The organism is Flavobacterium sp. 140616W15 (assembly GCF_003668995.1).
Taxonomy (GTDB): Bacteria; Bacteroidota; Bacteroidia; order Flavobacteriales; family Flavobacteriaceae; genus Flavobacterium.
Window position 1 is genome coordinate 4,185,844 of record NZ_CP033068.1, and the last position, 18,167, is coordinate 4,204,010.

Here is an 18,167-nt window from a genome sequence, read left to right on the forward strand (position 1 = left end):
AAAATAATCAATTTTATTTTATAAAAAAGATTGTTTTTTCGTCTGCTAAGCCCGGATGGCGGAATTGGTAGACGCGCTGGTCTCAAACACCTGTGGGAAACCGTGCCGGTTCGACTCCGGCTCCGGGTACTTAAAACCTCTTCGAAAGAAGAGGTTTTTTTAGTTTTAAACTGTTTCTATCAAAAACAAGATCCTCTTTTTTTTTGTAATTACCTTTTTTTAATGAATTCAATAAATTGATGTATTCATTGAAATATAGGATGTAATTATTTTATGCCTGTTGTTATTTAACGAGTTTTAATTGAATATGTTTTTTCAAAATGCTGTTTGTTAGACCGATTAAAAACTTTCTAACTTTGTATTTGAAAAATATAATCAGTCAAGAAAATGGAAAAAATCGAACACATTAATTATATTAAAGCACCTATTACAGCAGTTTATAAAGCATTAACAACACAAGGAGGTCTTAGTGCTATTTGGACAGAAGAATTGATTGTTAAGCCAGAATTGGGTTTTATCAATGAGTTTAACTTTGGGGATAATGACAACACGAAAATGAAAGTTATAGAATTGGTTCAAAATCAAAGAGTATTATGGGAATGCTTAGATTCAGGCCCAGAATGGGTAGGAACTAAGATTTCATTTGACTTAACAGAAAAAAATGGAATAACATCAATTGTTCTTAAACATTTTGATTGGCGCGAACTGACTGAATTTTACCAGTGGTGTAATTATAATTGGGCTATGTTTTTATTAAGTCTAAAAAGCTATTGCGAAGATGGTGAAGGGACTCCTTATCAAAAACGGAAGTTTTAGGATTCATAATAAAAAGACTTTTTTATTTCAGTTTTGTTAATGCTTTGGAATTCCTCAATAGAAAAACATACTGAAAATAATCTGTTGTAAAAGTGCCTTTTTGAGGAACAATATTCTTTCCAAAAACTCTCGATTTTATACTAACTAAGTGTTGAGATTTTAGAAAAGGTGAGTTCTTTAAGTTTAACTTAAAAAGAGTAATTGAATTAGGTTTACTTAATTCTTTTAAGTCATTGATTCCTTTAACAAGTTGCAATGGACCATCTGCATTAATCCAATCTACTTTTTCATTTTCTGGTGTAGGGAATTGGGAAATTTTTGGAAGATAGATTTCGCTGTCTATAGTATAACTAACAAAACTCGTGGTTTTTATATTTGATTTTTTTAGTTCAGATGCGAATGTTTCTTTACCATTCTCCGTAATATTTTGCAATACGTGGAAATAACCAAAAAGGCCATAGAATTTTTCATTTTCAAGTTTCATTTCTTTGATAGAATTCTTAAAATTAATTACCATCGCCGAATCTCTTTCTACTTTTGAATTATCATCAAAATTTTTGTCTATTCCAATTACTGTGATTTTTAATGAATCTGTTAGTTTTTGATTATAATCATAAATGTCGTTCCATTTGTCAAATAGTTCCTGACTTGATTGTTGCGGAATTCTTTTTTTGATTGCTAAAATAATTTCTTTTAAAGTTTGTTGATTTTTTGAACTATCTATCAAGAAGTGATTCAGTTTTTTAGCTGTTATGCTATCCATTTCTGCGATGTAATATTTAACACCTAATTTTTTATTTAGGAAAAAAAGCAACTCCTTGTCCAATTTTTGATTGTCAGCGTAGCCGTGAATTTCTCCCAAAAGGAAAACCTTTGATTTGTAAAAATCATCATCAAATAATTTGTCATTAATTGTGTTTGTAATTTCGGTATTGTTTTTTGTCAAATAGGTTACATTATTTTCATTTTTAGATTCTAAAAACAATTTATTGCTGATAAATAAGTACAAGATAAATAGCAAGCAAATACTTAAAATAGTTATAAATGTGAACTTAATGATTTTTAAAAATTTCTTCATTGTATATATATTTTGTTAATTATTTTGATTCAAAAGTATTTTCAATGAAACGAATACTCAAAAATTAATTACTGAATTGTTGTTTTTTTGTGATGAACTGTCTTTTTAATTGTGATGTTTGCCAAAATTGCAGTTAACGTGATTCTTTGATGAATTAGTTGTTGTTTGTGATAAGAAATGGGGATTGATTTGGTAATGTGTTAATACTTATCTTCTCTTTAAATTAGACAAAAAAAATACCTCCATGATTTTGAAGGTATTAATGATATAATTTATTTGTTTAAAGAGCTTATTTAGTTAAAGGAGAGATCTTGTTATAGGTGTTCAAAATTTCCTCGTAACTCCAATAGATAGAAGTATTGATGTTGTATTTTGTATCGTCTTCATCTACAAATTCTAGATAGTAAAGGGAACCTCTTCTGTATCTTTGTTGCTCCTTTATGCAAATAGCAATTTTCTTGGTGTTTAGTACCACTTCCCATTTTGTGTTATACTTATATCCTCTGAGAGTTATCGTTTTACTATTGAATTCAACGGCATTTATGAAAATAATTGCTGATTGAAATATTTTTATTATGACACATAATGAAAGTATAAGGCAGCAACATCCTATGAGGAATATGACATATATTGAGGGTATCACCTTGCCATGATTTATTACTATTTCGTAGCTACTAAAAGTTAGAAACATTCCAGCAAGACATAACAAGCCCAAATAAATTAAGATTATAAAAATATCTAATCGATCTATAAACGGTATGTATGTAGGTTTAGACTTTATATTATTCATGTTTTATTAGTTAATGATATTTGTGTGCAAGATTAATGACGCTAGTTTTGTCATAAAAAAAATGCCCTCGATTAGGAGAGCATTTTATATATATAAATGTTGTTAAGCAACTTTTTTGATTAAATCAAACATAGGGCAACGGCTACAACGCTTGCTTTCACTCTTTTTGTATTTTTCACAACAAGAGGATTTACAATTTTCTGCACGTTTAAGCTTTTCAAGGATTTCTTTCTTTTTTTTCTTCTTCTTTTTATCCTTTTTCTTGTCCTTGTCTTTTACTTTATCTTTTCCCAATTTGTATTGAATTATAAAACTGGGACAAATATAAGTTATTTTTATATATTCTAAATAAACTTTAACTATTTAGGATTAATTGCAATAGAACTAGTTACCGTTAATTGTTGAATATCTCTGTCAAATAAGTATAAACCACCTTTGTCATCACCAATTAAATTAATTTTGTCCAGGATAGATTTAGCAGTCGCTTCTTCTTCAATTTGTTCAGCAACATACCATTGTAAGAAGTTATGAGTCGCATAATCTCTTTCAGAGAAAGTGATATGAACTAATTCGTTAATAGATTCTGAAACGAAAATTTCATGTTTGTATAGTTCTTCAAACATTTCTTTAAATGTATCGTAGCTTGTTTTTGGAGCTTTAAGATCAGTAATTGTTGTTGAACCGCCGCGTTCGTTAACATAACGAACTAGTTTTAGCATATGTGCACGTTCTTCATCAGATTGCGTGTACATAAATTCTGCAATACCTTCTAGGCCATGTGCCTCTGCCCAACAAGCCATTGATAAATAAGTTTGAGAAGATTCTGCTTCTATTCGGATTTGCTTGTTTAGCGCTGTTTCTATATTTTTTGATAACATAATCGTGAGTTTTTTGTAAAGTTAAAAAAATAATCTAAACCCATTTTTGAAACCCAAAAAGAGCCAACATTTGGATTAATTCTCAATAAAATTAAGGTTTATCTGCTGGAAAAGATTTCGAAAATACCGCTTTGTTTATGATTGGATTCAGTGATTCTTCAGGAGGAAATCCATCAGTGAATTTTCGCATTACATACTGTTTTGTAGTACTGTCATAATAGCCTAAAATGTAAAAATCTTTAAATTTTAAGGTAGTAGCTAATATAGCTTTTTTATTCTGTTCTAAAAAGAGATTGATATTGTCAAAGGCATAAGGTTGTTGTTCGAATTTAACAAACTCATTATCTTTATTCAATGTACTTTCAAAAAAGACACTTTCGGCAGATGAGCCAAAGTCCCAAGTGTACAATTGATCGTTAACAGTATAATATCTTTTTTCAATTTTAGGAACACCACCTAAAGTAACTAATGTATTTTGACTGTTTTTAAAAACAGATATGCCTATATCTAAATTGGAGAGACGCTGTAAAAACTTGCTTGTATTTTTTAATTCTCTTGTTCTTTGGTTTTCTCCTTGAACAAGTAGTGGAGAACTCTTAAAACGAATTGTGTCACTTTTTATGACTTTAAAACTTTTAAGCGTTTCACCAGAGTTATAATTTTTTATATCAAATACAAGTTCATCTTGACTTGCATTAACCTGATAAATTTTGTCATTATATAAAAAGGAGTTGCCTAACTTTTTGGGGTTATTTATAACAGATTTTGTAAAGGTTTTTTCGGTAATAGCATTGTTCTCAAGATTAATATCAAATACCTGCGTCTTGATGGGATTATGATCTAAAGTTAAAATGATATGTTCATCAAACATATAAAGCTTGCTCTTTTTTGAGCTTTTGAATAAAGGATTATATTCATCCAATTCTATTTTTTCAATAGGATTATCAGTGATGACCTGATTAAAAGATATGCGCTGTGTTTTTCTGTCTTGAAAAGCATAGGTTGAAAAATCAAAAAGTTTTTCCTCAACGACTCCATTTTTAAAAACATAAACAATTAATTCAGGTGTTGCTAAATCTTTAGTAATGATATAGAATAAATTATTTTTCTGAAAAGTTGCTATTATAAATTGACTAGAAATGGGAGAATTATAACTAAGCATCTTATAGGTTTTGCCCTCTAAATAATATTTAACAACCAAAATGCTCTTGTAATCATCTGTAGCCCAATATAAAGTAGGGTTTCCGTCTTCGCTAAAACTGTATCCAATTATAGAGTGATTTTCTAAATTGGTACGCGGAACAGTAAACTCATTTACTAGAAATAAGGCATTATTGTATTTTAAGATGGTAACATTAGTAGCGTTTGTTGCAAAAACAAAAACATCATGTGTTGTTGTGTTCTCAACATTCAGGATCATGTTAGACTCATCGTATTTTTTTAAATCTATAGGATATGAATTCAATACAGTTTGACCTATTACTATAGATTTATAGAAGATAAGAAAGAAGAAGAATGTTTTTTTCATGTGTTGCTAGCGATAAAATTATTCCAAAATTATCTCTTTATTTTAGGAATAAAAAATTAAAGAGTTACCGATATACTGGGTTTATGAGCAGGATTAAAGATATAAAAAAAGTCCTTAAGAATGATTTTTTTAAGGACTTGATTTTTAGTACAATCAAAGCTATAGATTATAGTATGCTAAGGCTAAATAATATCTGTGTTATTCATTAATTCTTGAAAATAATCAACAAATTGTCCTACATGCATAGCATCCATTAAGCCATGATGTACATGCACAGACATTGACATGGTTCTTTTTCCAGTTTCAGAAATCATCATTTTCCCAAAAGAAACTTTCGGGCAACTATCAGGAAAACTATAACTTCTGGCATGAGAAAGGGAAGTAAAATTAATCCAAGGGATTGCCGAAAAATGAATCACATTATCTTCATCAAAAGTTCGGGTAAAAAGACCTGTTGTATTTTGAATACGTTTGATTTCTGTTAATGCAATTTGTTCGAATATTTTAAAATCTGAATCGTATTCGATTAAAGAAAAACCAAAAGTACCATCTTCACGACCAATTGTAGCCGAACCACCAATAGTATCATGTATCTGTATTTGATCGTCGGCGATTCGATATCTAAAAGGCTCAATAGTATTTATTGCAACTAATGTTTTATGTAGGTAATAAATAAAAAATGAAGAATTTAATTTCTTGGCATTTTCATAAGCATTCGTACAATCAACGTCAACAGTTACACCAAAAAAAGGTTCATCCATTTGTTTGAAAAACAGAAAGTGCTCCTTTCTGTTCCAATTTTCCAAATCCAAAAAGGTTTTCATTTATATTAATTTGTTTACGACTTCGGTTATTTTTTCAAAAGCAAAGAAGTTTTCATGTTCTACTTTGTGATTGATTTTTTCATGCTCCCAAGTGGTGTGAAACGGAATATGTACAGCATATCCTCCGATTCCTAAAACAGGTAAGACATCAGATTTTAATGAATTTCCAATCATTAGGAATTCATCGGCATTGATATCCAAACGCTTTAATAGTTTTTCATAATCAATTTCTTGTTTGTCCGACATTACCTCGATATGGTGAAAATAGTGTCCCAAACCAGAACGGTGTAATTTGCTGTGTTGGTCTTTCAAGTCTCCTTTTGTGGCAACAACAAGTTTATATTTGCCATGAAGCGCTTGTAAGGTTTCTTCAACACCATCAAGTAAATCGATTGGTTTTTCGAGTAATTCTTTTCCGTATTCAATGATTTTACCAATAGCTTCAACCGAAATTGTATTATTCGAAATCAGCATGGCAGCCTCAATCATAGAAAGTATATATCCTTTGATTCCGTAACCATATAAAGATAGATTCTGAATTTCGGTCTTAAATAGCTCTTGTGACAATCCTTGATGTGAAAGATAATCTTCCATCAAGACACAAAATTTTTGTTCCGTTTCTTGAAAATAAGGTTCATTTACAAATAAAGTATCATCGGCATCAAATGCGATTACTTTTAGTTTTGATATTTTGTCTTTATGTAACATTTAAATTTTGTTTAAAGTTTGAAGTTTTCTCTGTTTAATTTTTTTGCCACGAAATGATTAAAAAAAATCTGCTCAATCAATCTGCGAGAAAACTTTTCGTTAAAAATTAAAAAAGCTGTTTTTATTTGTGTTTTTGCTTTAGCGAATACACATCATCCGCATTCTATTTTTTATCATAGATTAATAAATTTAATGATTTAAAAAAGAACTACAAAATCTCTTGAATCTGCGTGAGATTTTTTTACGCTTTATTGAATTTGTTTAATCCTTGTGCGATTTCTCAATCTTAATTTTTTCAACGAAATAGTTTTATCATAAAACGTAATCCTGATTCCGAATAATAAAATAGCACCTCCAATAAGCATTTGTATTGTAATCTTTTCATCCAGAAATAACCATGCCAGAATAGACGTAAGCACTGCCTGACTTAATAAACTTAGCGAAACTCTCGTAGCTCGCATATGTTGTGTGGCATAACTTAAGCAAAGCCAAGCACACAATTGGCATATTACAGCCTGAAGCACCAATACAAACCAACCAGTATTAGAGAATCCCGTAAAAGGCTCATCTAAAGCGTAACAAAGAATGCCTAAATAAATGCTTGAAGCCAATAGGGCAATTGTCATAAAGGACAAAACATCAACTTCTGAAAGAACATTTTTACTTACCAATAAATAAATAGAGTATAAGATTCCAGATAATACCGCAAGAAGAAAAGCTTTGTCAAAACTTAGATTAATAAAAAACGAGAATCCAACTAATGTAATCATTCCGAACAAGGCTACAGCTGTTCCTATCCAAAAATTGGTCGCAGGTTTTGTTTTTAAAAAGAAATAAGAACCAATACCAACCCAAAGTGGAGAAAGATTTGTTAATAAAGAAGCCTGAGTAGCACTCGATTCCTGAATGGCAATATTCCAGACAGCAACATCTGATGCAAATAAAACACCGCAAAGCGCAGCCAGAATCACGAATTTAGTATTCGGAATTTTAAAGCTTTTTGTAATAAGTACATAAGGTAGCAACAAGCTTATGGCAAAAGCCATTCTATAGAAAGCCGAAATTAATCCAGGAGTCAAACGGAGCTTGACCAATATTGGGAAAATCGATATGCAGAGTATTCCACAGATTAAAGCTAATCTAGGTTTTGTAATTTTCATTTTTGTCAAAATTGTATATTTTAAAATTAGTACTGATTCTTAATCATTCACTAAAACTAAAAATTTGATATTTCTTGTTCTCTTTGTTATAGTTTCCTAAATACAAGGTGGCATTGAATTTAAAAATAATTAAATCTTTATATAAATCTCTACCAAAAATAGATATACTCTCTATAAGTTCTTCATTCTCTTCTAAAAATAATCTGGCTTTTTCAAATGCTGAGATTCCGATTTTATTTTCTAAATGATTAAAATTTGAATCAAACAAACAGTTCGTATAAACAACATTTTTATCTTTATAAGAAATTAAATTTCCAATAGTATAACTTGATAAAAAATCAAATGACATAGGAGCGACGTTAAAACTACCTCCAAATCCAGCACCTATTCCCATTCCTGTCGGTCCTCCTCTATGTACTATTTCTTGTGAACTTCCAATTACCGTATAATATAAACCATTTAGCTTATAACATGATATTCCAGGATTAGAGTCGTTGATTTTTCGTATAAATTGTTTTGGTTTTTCAAGAACCTTTTTGTTATGAATACTTTTTATTTCCTGAAAAACATCTGAGTTTTTAAAAGTAATTTCTTCCTCTCGGGAGGCTATAAACTGATTAATTTTATTCCCATTTTGATCACTTATGGTCAGAAATAGAACTTCGGGATTGGTTTTGATTTGAATAATTTTATCATCTATTAAGAATGAATTCGACTTAAATATAATAGATCCGTATGCACCTCTGGCTATTGCTGGCTGTTGAATTGATTTTAAATTTCCAGTAAAATCATTCAGATTAATTTTTAAGATATCTGTTGAGAAAGCATTATTATCTATTGTAAAAATAATTTCATCATTTTTGTACGTGTAAATTTTATATTGCTTTGTGCTCAATGCTAAAGAAGGTGGGCTGTCGGTGCTTATATTCTGAATGAAAATATCCGATGACTTTTCTGTTAATGCCGTATATAGGTTTACTTCATTTGCCAGTTTATTTTTAAATTGCAAATTTGACAAATCGATTGTTTTTGTATTTAGATTTCCATCATTATTAGAAATATAAAATTTTAAAATGCTCGTGTTTTTTATAATAGTAATGAGATAAAAGACATTGTTTATGGTAAGTTCTTTAACTATTTTTTCCTTTTTTAATTCGAGATTAATTGAAGTTGTTTTTGTTTCTTTTTTTGCAAAATTAAAATATTGAGAACTGATTTCTTTTCTGTCTTCCGATGCCCAAAAAATAAAATAATTATCATCCGTTTTACTATAACCAATGATATTGCCGTATTTTTTTTCTGGCCTCGAAGTAGTCAAAGAATCTATAATGCTAAATTTTTGATCAAATCTTATAGACGTAACCTTTTCTTTGTCATTCAAAAATATAATAACTTCTTTTTCATCCTCATTAACTACTTGAAAAAAGTCTCTTTTCTTTTCTAATTTCAGATCAAATTCCTTTACAATATCTTGCGAAAAGGAGAATAAACTATTTAAAAATAAAGAGGTGAGGAGTAATTTTTTAATCATTTTTAATTTATTGAAGGGTGTTTTTTGTAGGCTAATATCTTGTTTTTTTCTTAAACATAATTAGTCAAGAACAGTTATTTTTTTTAAATTAAAACGCATGAATCAATTAAGAGATTCATGCGTTTTGTTTTTTAAATTAAATGAGAAAATTGATATAGATTTTTAGTCAACAAATTTTCGTATAATATATTCTTTAGTCTTATTATCATAATAGCCTAAATAATAATAGTCAGTTTTAAATAATGTTTGCGATGAGACATTATTATTATCATCAAAGAAAGTTCGAATTTTATCAAAAGCTAATGGTTGTAAATCTCCTTTTATATGATTTCCTTGGCTGTCGAATAGACTTTCTATTTTAACTACTTTTTTGTTAGAATAGGAATTAAAGCTTTCCATCGTTGGGCTAAAAAATGCAACTCCAGCTAATGCACCAATAAGTCCAAATTGAGACATTGCGGCTTGCCCACCAGATTGTTGCGATGCAGAGACACCTCCAAAAGTTACTAAAGTACTTTGCCCTATATGATAACAAGAAATTGCAGTATTCAAATTGTTTATTTTTCGGATAAATTGAGAGCTGTTATCCAGCGTTCTTTTTCCTCCAAAAGCGCCACCTTCCTGATAAAATTCAGAATTTTTAAAGTCGATAGGATTAATTGCATTGGCTTGGTATTCCTTTATTAGATTGTCGTTTAAGTCCTTTATTGTAAAGTAAAATAACTCAGAAGAGGTTTTTACTTGATATAGTTTATTGTCAAAAAAGAATGAGTTTGAATTTAGAAAATGGCGTTCACTAGTTGCTATTGAACGTTTTTTAATCATTTTTTCAGTAGCAACAAAATTGATTAAATCAAGAGTAATGACTTGAGTATAATCGATATTGGCATCTAGAGTTATTATGATTTGGTTATTGTCAAAATAACATTTTCTCTTTTTCGCGGCATCGGTTAATGAAGTTGGATTTTTAACATTGATATTTTGTAATGTAAAAGGAACTTCAAAAGGAAGTAGGTTTTCTTCAAAAACACCATACAAATCTGTTTTGGTGTAGCCATATCTAAAAAAGCGAAATCCATCTAAATTGATTATTTGTTCTTTATGAGCACCATCTTTATCAAAAATATGGAGCTTAAAATTATTACTTTTCTTTATAACGCTTAAAATATAAAAGTTTTCATTTCCACTGAATTTCTGTAAAACCTTTTCATTTTTAAAAATAAGAGAATATTGCTGTGTTACAACCTTACGACTAGTGAAGTCATACAATTGAGAAAACACATCTTCATAATCATTTGATGACCAAAATAATCTTGTATTATCATTGCTACTATTATAGCCAATCATGTTAGAGTACGCTCTAGTATTTGGTCTTTCGGTAGAAATACTGTCAGCAATTTGCATTTTTTCGTTAAGTCGAATGGCTTTTACCTTTTCTTTATCACTAATAAACAATGTAACTTCATTTTTGTCATTATTTATAGTCTGAAAAACATCACGATTCTTTTTCAAGTCAACTAGTGTAGCGCTAACAATTTCCTGTGAAAAAGAGATCAAACTATTTAAGAACAAAAGGGGGAGGAGTAATTTTTTAATCATTTTTAATTTATTGAGGGGGGGTGTTTTTTGTTGGCTAATATCTTGCTTTTTTCTTAAACATAATTAGTCAAGAACAGTTATTTTTTTAAAATTAAAACGCATGATTCAATAAAGAATTTCATGCGTTTTGCGTTATTGAACTTAAGCATTAATAATTGTATCGCAGGCGTCTTGAATTTGTCTATCGGAAAAAGGCTCAAGCGCTTTTGCTAACATTCGACTGGTTTTTATACAACCAATCATTTTAGTTCTTAAGTCGATGTTGTCACCAATTTCAGTTTCAAGAATAGTCTCAAAGATCTCGGTTAAATACTCAGGTTGGTCTCTAAAATATCCTTCAAGCCAGAGCTCAGAAAGGAAGTTTGCCACAGATGGCATTACATCATGATGTGATGTGTTTTGATTTTCTTTAGTCATATCGAAAATATTAAACGCACGAAACCCTCGCTTTAGGTGTGACTAAATATCCAAAGGATAGATTTAGGGCAGTTTCCTGCTCCAGCACCTTGGCGAGGGCCCGCTTATTGTTAACTTTAAATAAATTTTTATCGAAAGTCCTTTACATATTTAGTCGAGACAAAAATACGATTATAAATTTTGAAATCATATAAAAAAAGAAGAATTATCTTATATTTTTATGTTTCGCATCTAACATTTCACCTTTCACAAAAAAAGCTTAGTTTACAGTTTCTCCGTTTGGAGCATCAGCATCAGGATTAATAAAAACCAGCTTTCCTTCAGCATTTGTAGTCATCAAAATCATACCTTGACTTTCAACACCACGTAAGGCTCTAGGCGCTAGGTTTGCTAAAACCGAAACACGTTTACCAATAATTTCTTCAGGAGTAAAGCTTTCGGCAATTCCCGAAACAATCGTACGAACGTCAATTCCAGTATCAACCTTAAGAACTAAAAGTTTATTAGCCTTTGGCATTTTCTCAGCTTCAAGGATAGTTCCAACACGAATGTCCATTTTAGCAAAATCTTCAAACTGAATTAACTCCTTTTGAGGTTCAGGTTGTTTGCTTTCGGCAAGATTAGCTGTTTTTGTAGCTTCCAATTTATCTATTTGTTTTTGTATTTCTTCGTCTTCAATTTTAGCAAAAAGTAATTCGGCTTCACCAATTTGGTGACCAGCAGGAATTAATTCTGAATTCTCAGAAACGTCATTCCATTTCAGTTTGCCATCATTCTTTAATATTCGTGATAATTTAGTAGCAGTAAACGGCAAGAAAGGTTCAGATAAAACGCTCAATGCTGCAGCAATTTGTAAAGCAACATACATTTGAGTTTTTACACGCTCAGGATTATCTTTCATTACTTTCCAAGGCTCTTCATCAGCAAGATATTTATTACCCAAACGAGCAACATTCATCAACTCACCCAAAGCTTCACGAAATCTGTAACGCTCCACAGAACTAGAAATAACAGCAGGATATGCTTTTAATTCCGTCAAAGTAGCTTCATCAATCTCAGTTAATTCATTTGGTGAAGGAATAAAACCGTCGTAATATTTATTAGTCAAAACCACAACACGATTAATAAAGTTACCAAAAACGGCAACCAATTCGTTGTTGTTTCTAGCCTGAAAATCTTTCCAGGTAAAATCATTGTCTTTCGTTTCCGGAGCATTAGCTGTTAGAGCATAACGCAAAACATCTTGTTTCTCAGGGAAATCTTCTAAATATTCATGCAACCAAACTGCCCAGTTTTTAGAAGTCGAAAGTTTATTTCCTTCCAAATTCAAGAATTCATTAGCAGGAACATTGTCAGGTAAAATATAACTACCTTCGGCTTTAAGCATTGCAGGGAAAATGATACAGTGAAAAACAATATTGTCTTTCCCTATAAAATGAACCAGTTTCGTGTCTTCATTCTTCCAGTATGGCTCCCAATCTTTACCTTCGCGAGCAGCCCATTCCTTAGTCGATGAGATGTAACCAATAGGAGCATCAAACCAAACATATAATTTTTTTCCTTCAGCACCTTCCACAGGAACATCAATTCCCCAATCAAGGTCACGAGTTACAGCACGAGGTTCAAGACCACCATCAACCCAAGATTTAACCTGACCGTAAACATTCGGTTTCCAGTCATTTTTATGTCCAACCAAAATCCATTCAGTCAAGAACTCAGTATATCTATCTAGAGGTAAGAACCAGTGTTTAGTCGATTTTAATATCGGAGTTTCACCAGTAATAGTCGATTTCGGATTAATCAAATCAGTTGCATTAAGCGTCGATCCACATTTTTCGCATTGGTCTCCGTAAGCTTCTTCATTGCCACATTTTGGACAAGTACCAACTACAAAACGATCCGCAAGAAACTGATTCGCTTTTGCATCATATAATTGTTCCGTTACTTCCTCGATAAAATCACCTTTATCGTACAGCTTTCTAAAAAAATCCGAAGCCGTATCGTGATGAATCTTAGCCGAAGTTCTAGAGTAATTATTAAAAGAAATTCCAAAATCGATAAAAGACTTACGGATAATCCCATCATATTTATCAATAATTTCTTGAGGGGAAACCCCTTCTTTCTTAGCCTTCATCGAGATTGCCACACCGTGTTCGTCACTTCCACATATAAAAGCCACATCTTTACCCTGCATACGTAAAAAGCGAGAGTAAATATCAGCAGGTACGTAAACGCCCGCCAAATGGCCAATATGAATAGGTCCGTTAGTATAAGGTAAAGCAGCAGTAATGGTATATCTCTTAGGATTTTGTAACATAAAATTGATTTTTATTTTTCAGATAAAGCAGCCCAAAAGCCGACTTTATACATTTTAATATGATAAATTCTGTGCAAAAATAAGCAATAGAATTGAGAGTTTTACTGTTTTTATTAGGAGCAATTTCCAGCTATCCACTTTATCTTTACTTGCCTAAAGTAGGCAAGCAAAGGATGCCGTTTCTATCTGGGCTAAAACGAGCTATATTTAACAGTGATAGAAGTGACAATTTCGCTTAGTTAGCAGTATTTAATTTCTATAAACAGACGCTATAAAGATATTATTTAAGAAGGGTGAAATCTACAAGAATATTTTTTGTGTATAGGAAATAAAATGATGCGTGAAATAAAAAAAAGAAACGGAAGTGCTTAGTAAATAGGATATTATGTTTTTTATTAGAGTGTCCTAAATAGTCTAGAAATTTATAAATAGGATTTATTTAGACTCAAAAAAATAGTATTACATTTACCTTTTAGTAATAAAAAACAGACAATGAAAAAAACAGCATTAGTACTACTATTTTTAAGTCATCTATTGACTTACGCTCAAACACAAAAGGTTATTTCTAGAGATTGGGCCTCTTTTAGTCAAACTCTGGATATACAAACGGCCACTAAGAAAAAATTTAAAGTTATTGCTTCAGTAAAAGTAGAAACAGATGAGCCATCGGCTTGGGCAGGAGTATGGGCTAGAATAGATACCAAAAACGAAGAAGATGGTTTTTTTGATAATATGAGAGACAGACCCGTTAAGGATAAAGAATGGAAATCGTATACTGTTGAAGGTACAATAGACTCAAATACAAAATCATTAAGTTTTGGAGGGTTGTGTTTGTATAATGGAAAGTTCTATTTTGATAAGTTTGAATTGTTTTTAGAAAATGATAAAGGAGTACTAGAGCCAGTTAAGCTGCTTAATTCAAGTTTTGAAACTGTTGTAAAAAACGATGAAATTCCAAAATGGAATTTAGGTATACGCAAGGGTGAGATGATTAAAGTCAAAGAGTATAAAATCACATCAACCAAAGAAAGTACAGATGGTAATTATGGGGTATTGCTAGAGGGGAGTGGTATAAAACCAAGACTAGAAGCAAAAATTGGTAATGTTGAAGGGGCTTCTCCGCAAATTGGTGCTATGATTTCGATGTTAGAAGATCTTAAAAGACGTGTTGAAAATACAGTAAAAAATATGAGTCAATATGAAATAGATTACTTGCACGATGCAGAAGCAAATAGAATAGGTTCATTAATTATGCACTTAGCGGCGGCAGAAGCGTACTATCAAGTTTTTACTTTTGAAAATAGAGGATTTAATGAAGAAGAAAAGAAAAAATGGAATGCAGCATTAAATTTAGATCAAGGAGGGCGAGATGAATTTAAAGGGCATGAAGTACAATATTATTTAGATATATATAATGAAGTAAGAGCAAAAACTATAGCAGAGCTAAAGAAACGTGATGACGCTTGGTTTGCCGAAGTACAAAAAGAATACGATTGGACAAATCAATATTGTTGGTTTCATGTTATGGAGCATCAATCAAGCCATTTAGGACAGATCTTGTTTTTAAAGAAACGAATCCCGCCTCAAAAGCAATTAAACTTAGAGCAGAAGATGAAAAATTAAAACGTTAAGATCGATCAAAAGCTTTCGCGAATCCCTGTGTGGCCTTTGTGCAACGCTGTGTAATGGCTTAGCACAATAATCTCATAAAGTAGAATTAGTTTAAACAGAGTGTTTGATTCATAAAAACTCTAAATCAATGATAACTGTTCGAAATTTATTTTGCAATCTTTGAGCAAAAAAGAAAAGAACATTATGAGCAAGACAAAACTAATTATTAATAAAAACGGATCTATAAAGATAGAGGGTGATTTCGAAATAATGGATTCAGAAGGTACAGTATACGGATTACAAGGAAGAGCAGCATTAGGACTTTGTCGTTGCGGATTGTCATCAAACAAACCTTTTTGTGATGGAGCACACCGTAACAATTTCGAACACGAATCAAAAGCGTTCGATTTACCACCAATGAAAACAAACTAAGAATTCTATTCTCAAGCAAATTACAAGAAGCCTTCTCATATTATGAGAAGGCTTCTTCTTTTATGAACCTATATATAAGGAGTGTTTTTCTCCTTATATATAGGAGTAAGATATGGCTGTAGTATATATAAGAGTATTTTTTCTAGAAGCTATCCCGATAGTAGCCGTGACAAGACTAGGGGAAACGAAAAAGACTTCATATTTAAATACAATGTAGTAAGCTTTGCGCCTTCTGGTCTTCGCGAGAACCCGAAATCCCAGTAAAACCGAGCGAAAACAGGAGAAGAAGAAGTTAATAAGTAGAAAAATCTTAGAAAACCGAAAAACAGCCAAACAGTAAGGTGTGAGTTATCAATGCGTTAAGAAATAAACGTAAAATAAACGCAAAAATGCGATCGAAAAGTATTGTTTATCTATAAAAAGGTGGTAGTTTTGCACCCGCAACAAACAAGACGTTCACTGATACACTGGCAAGCAAAACAATCGGATTTAGAAACGAAAGTTTCTAAAAAAAAAAAGATTTAAAAAAGCTTGTGAGTTTGGAAAACGAAAGTTACATTTGCACCCCGCAAACGAAGTTCATCGAACACTTTTTTAGATAAGAGTTAAGTGAGATAAAACAACGGAAGTTCCTTGAAATACTGCTAAGAAAAACGAAGAAAACGGAAACGAAAGTTTCTAAAAAAAAACTTCAAAAAAATCTTGCCAGTTAAAAAGAAGTTCATTACTTTTGCACCCGCTTTGAGAAACAAGCGAACAAAAATAAGTAGACAAGTTCTTAGACATATTGAATTGACAGCCGTTTCGAAAGAGATTTCGAAACAAAGAATAAAGAGTAATAGAATCGCAAGATTTGAATAAGACCGATAGAATCTGAAGTCGCAATATAATATAAAAATATACGATGAAGAGTTTGATCCTGGCTCAGGATGAACGCTAGCGGCAGGCTTAACACATGCAAGTCGAGGGGTATGCTTCTTCGGAAGTAGAGACCGGCGCACGGGTGCGTAACGCGTATGCAATCTACCTTTTACAGAGGGATAGCCCAGAGAAATTTGGATTAATACCTCATAGTATTATAGAATGGCATCATTTTATAATTAAAGTCACAACGGTAAAAGATGAGCATGCGTCCCATTAGCTAGTTGGTAAGGTAACGGCTTACCAAGGCTACGATGGGTAGGGGTCCTGAGAGGGAGATCCCCCACACTGGTACTGAGACACGGACCAGACTCCTACGGGAGGCAGCAGTGAGGAATATTGGACAATGGGCGCAAGCCTGATCCAGCCATGCCGCGTGCAGGATGACGGTCCTATGGATTGTAAACTGCTTTTATACAGGAAGAAACCCTGGTTCGTGAACCAGCTTGACGGTACTGTAAGAATAAGGATCGGCTAACTCCGTGCCAGCAGCCGCGGTAATACGGAGGATCCAAGCGTTATCCGGAATCATTGGGTTTAAAGGGTCCGTAGGCGGTTTAATAAGTCAGTGGTGAAAGCCCATCGCTCAACGGTGGAACGGCCATTGATACTGTTAAACTTGAATTATTAGGAAGTAACTAGAATATGTAGTGTAGCGGTGAAATGCTTAGAGATTACATGGAATACCAATTGCGAAGGCAGGTTACTACTAATATATTGACGCTGATGGACGAAAGCGTGGGTAGCGAACAGGATTAGATACCCTGGTAGTCCACGCCGTAAACGATGGATACTAGCTGTTGGGAGCAATCTCAGTGGCTAAGCGAAAGTGATAAGTATCCCACCTGGGGAGTACGTTCGCAAGAATGAAACTCAAAGGAATTGACGGGGGCCCGCACAAGCGGTGGAGCATGTGGTTTAATTCGATGATACGCGAGGAACCTTACCAAGGCTTAAATGTAGTTTGACCGATTTGGAAACAGATTTTTCGCAAGACAAATTACAAGGTGCTGCATGGTTGTCGTCAGCTCGTGCCGTGAGGTGTCAGGTTAAGTCCTATAACGAGCGCAACCCCTGTTGTTAGTTGCCAGCGAGTCATGTCGGGAACTCTAACAAGACTGCCAGTGCAAACTGTGAGGAAGGTGGGGATGACGTCAAATCATCACGGCCCTTACGCCTTGGGCTACACACGTGCTACAATGGCCGGTACAGAGAGCAGCCACTGGGCGACCAGGAGCGAATCTATAAAACCGGTCACAGTTCGGATCGGAGTCTGCAACTCGACTCCGTGAAGCTGGAATCGCTAGTAATCGGATATCAGCCATGATCCGGTGAATACGTTCCCGGGCCTTGTACACACCGCCCGTCAAGCCATGGAAGCTGGGGGTGCCTGAAGTCGGTGACCGCAAGGAGCTGCCTAGGGTAAAACTGGTAACTAGGGCTAAGTCGTAACAAGGTAGCCGTACCGGAAGGTGCGGCTGGAACACCTCCTTTCTAGAGCCCTATATGTTAGCAGTAATGCACGTTAGGGAAAGAAGACGAAAGATTTTAAAGGTT

At 32.7% G+C, this 18,167-nt stretch carries 14 protein-coding genes, 1 tRNA gene and 1 rRNA gene; 5 read left to right on the plus strand and 11 right to left on the minus strand.

Annotated elements, in window-relative coordinates; genetic code table 11:
• Positions 1–49: 49 nt before the first annotated feature.
• Positions 50–129 (plus strand) — tRNA-Leu (locus EAG11_RS18315).
• Positions 130–387: 258 nt separating this feature from the next.
• Positions 388–816, plus strand: coding sequence for an SRPBCC domain-containing protein (locus tag EAG11_RS18320; RefSeq protein WP_129540446.1), 429 nt, complete (start codon positions 388–390; stop codon positions 814–816).
• A 22-nt stretch (positions 817–838) separates the two neighbouring features.
• Here the strand turns inward: EAG11_RS18320 and EAG11_RS18325 are convergent, their stop codons facing one another.
• The 11 genes from EAG11_RS18325 to metG form a co-directional block, all read right to left on the minus strand.
• Positions 839–1,894 carry a hypothetical protein gene (locus EAG11_RS18325; RefSeq protein ID WP_129540447.1) on the minus strand — a complete coding sequence of 352 codons (1,056 nt, stop codon included), beginning with the start codon at positions 1,892–1,894 and terminating at the stop codon, positions 839–841.
• Between the two features lie 892 nt (positions 1,895–2,786).
• The gene (locus EAG11_RS18330) at positions 2,787–2,978 is read right to left on the minus strand and encodes a hypothetical protein (RefSeq protein WP_230728349.1); all 192 of its coding nucleotides are present in this window, start codon (positions 2,976–2,978) and stop codon (positions 2,787–2,789) included.
• A gap of 65 nt (positions 2,979–3,043) precedes the next feature.
• Positions 3,044–3,562, minus strand: a complete 519-nt coding sequence (locus EAG11_RS18335) for a ferritin (protein WP_129540449.1) — start codon at positions 3,560–3,562, stop codon at positions 3,044–3,046.
• A 91-nt stretch (positions 3,563–3,653) separates the two neighbouring features.
• Complete coding sequence (locus tag EAG11_RS18340; RefSeq protein ID WP_129540450.1) at positions 3,654–5,090, minus strand: hypothetical protein; 1,437 nt, start codon at positions 5,088–5,090, stop codon at positions 3,654–3,656.
• Between the two features lie 182 nt (positions 5,091–5,272).
• On the minus strand, positions 5,273–5,914 hold the full coding sequence (locus tag EAG11_RS18345; protein ID WP_129540451.1) for a chloramphenicol acetyltransferase: 642 nt from the start codon (positions 5,912–5,914) through the stop codon (positions 5,273–5,275).
• Positions 5,915–6,622, minus strand: a complete 708-nt coding sequence (locus tag EAG11_RS18350) for an HAD family hydrolase (protein WP_129540452.1) — start codon at positions 6,620–6,622, stop codon at positions 5,915–5,917.
• A gap of 248 nt (positions 6,623–6,870) precedes the next feature.
• Complete coding sequence (locus EAG11_RS18355; protein WP_129540453.1) at positions 6,871–7,782, minus strand: DMT family transporter; 912 nt, start codon at positions 7,780–7,782, stop codon at positions 6,871–6,873.
• 43 nt (positions 7,783–7,825) lie between these two features.
• Positions 7,826–9,313, minus strand: coding sequence for a hypothetical protein (locus EAG11_RS18360; RefSeq protein WP_129540454.1), 1,488 nt, complete (start codon positions 9,311–9,313; stop codon positions 7,826–7,828).
• Between the two features lie 162 nt (positions 9,314–9,475).
• The gene (locus EAG11_RS18365; protein WP_129540455.1) at positions 9,476–10,912 is read right to left on the minus strand and encodes a hypothetical protein; all 1,437 of its coding nucleotides are present in this window, start codon (positions 10,910–10,912) and stop codon (positions 9,476–9,478) included.
• A 141-nt stretch (positions 10,913–11,053) separates the two neighbouring features.
• Entirely contained in the window at positions 11,054–11,329 is a 276-nt protein-coding gene (locus EAG11_RS18370; protein ID WP_129540456.1) for a hypothetical protein, read from the minus strand.
• A gap of 259 nt (positions 11,330–11,588) precedes the next feature.
• The gene (gene metG, locus EAG11_RS18375) at positions 11,589–13,646 is read right to left on the minus strand and encodes a methionine--tRNA ligase (protein ID WP_129540457.1); all 2,058 of its coding nucleotides are present in this window, start codon (positions 13,644–13,646) and stop codon (positions 11,589–11,591) included.
• A 492-nt stretch (positions 13,647–14,138) separates the two neighbouring features.
• Here metG and EAG11_RS18380 point away from each other — a divergent pair, with 492 nt between their 5' ends.
• The 3 genes from EAG11_RS18380 to EAG11_RS18390 all read left to right on the plus strand — a co-directional run bounded on the left by EAG11_RS18380 (position 14,139) and on the right by EAG11_RS18390 (position 18,104).
• Positions 14,139–15,269 carry a DinB family protein gene (locus EAG11_RS18380; protein ID WP_129540458.1) on the plus strand — a complete coding sequence of 377 codons (1,131 nt, stop codon included), beginning with the start codon at positions 14,139–14,141 and terminating at the stop codon, positions 15,267–15,269.
• Positions 15,270–15,461: 192 nt separating this feature from the next.
• On the plus strand, positions 15,462–15,689 hold the full coding sequence (locus EAG11_RS18385) for a CDGSH iron-sulfur domain-containing protein (RefSeq protein ID WP_129540459.1): 228 nt from the start codon (positions 15,462–15,464) through the stop codon (positions 15,687–15,689).
• A 901-nt stretch (positions 15,690–16,590) separates the two neighbouring features.
• Positions 16,591–18,104 (plus strand): 16S ribosomal RNA (locus EAG11_RS18390).
• Positions 18,105–18,167: the final 63 nt, after the last annotated feature.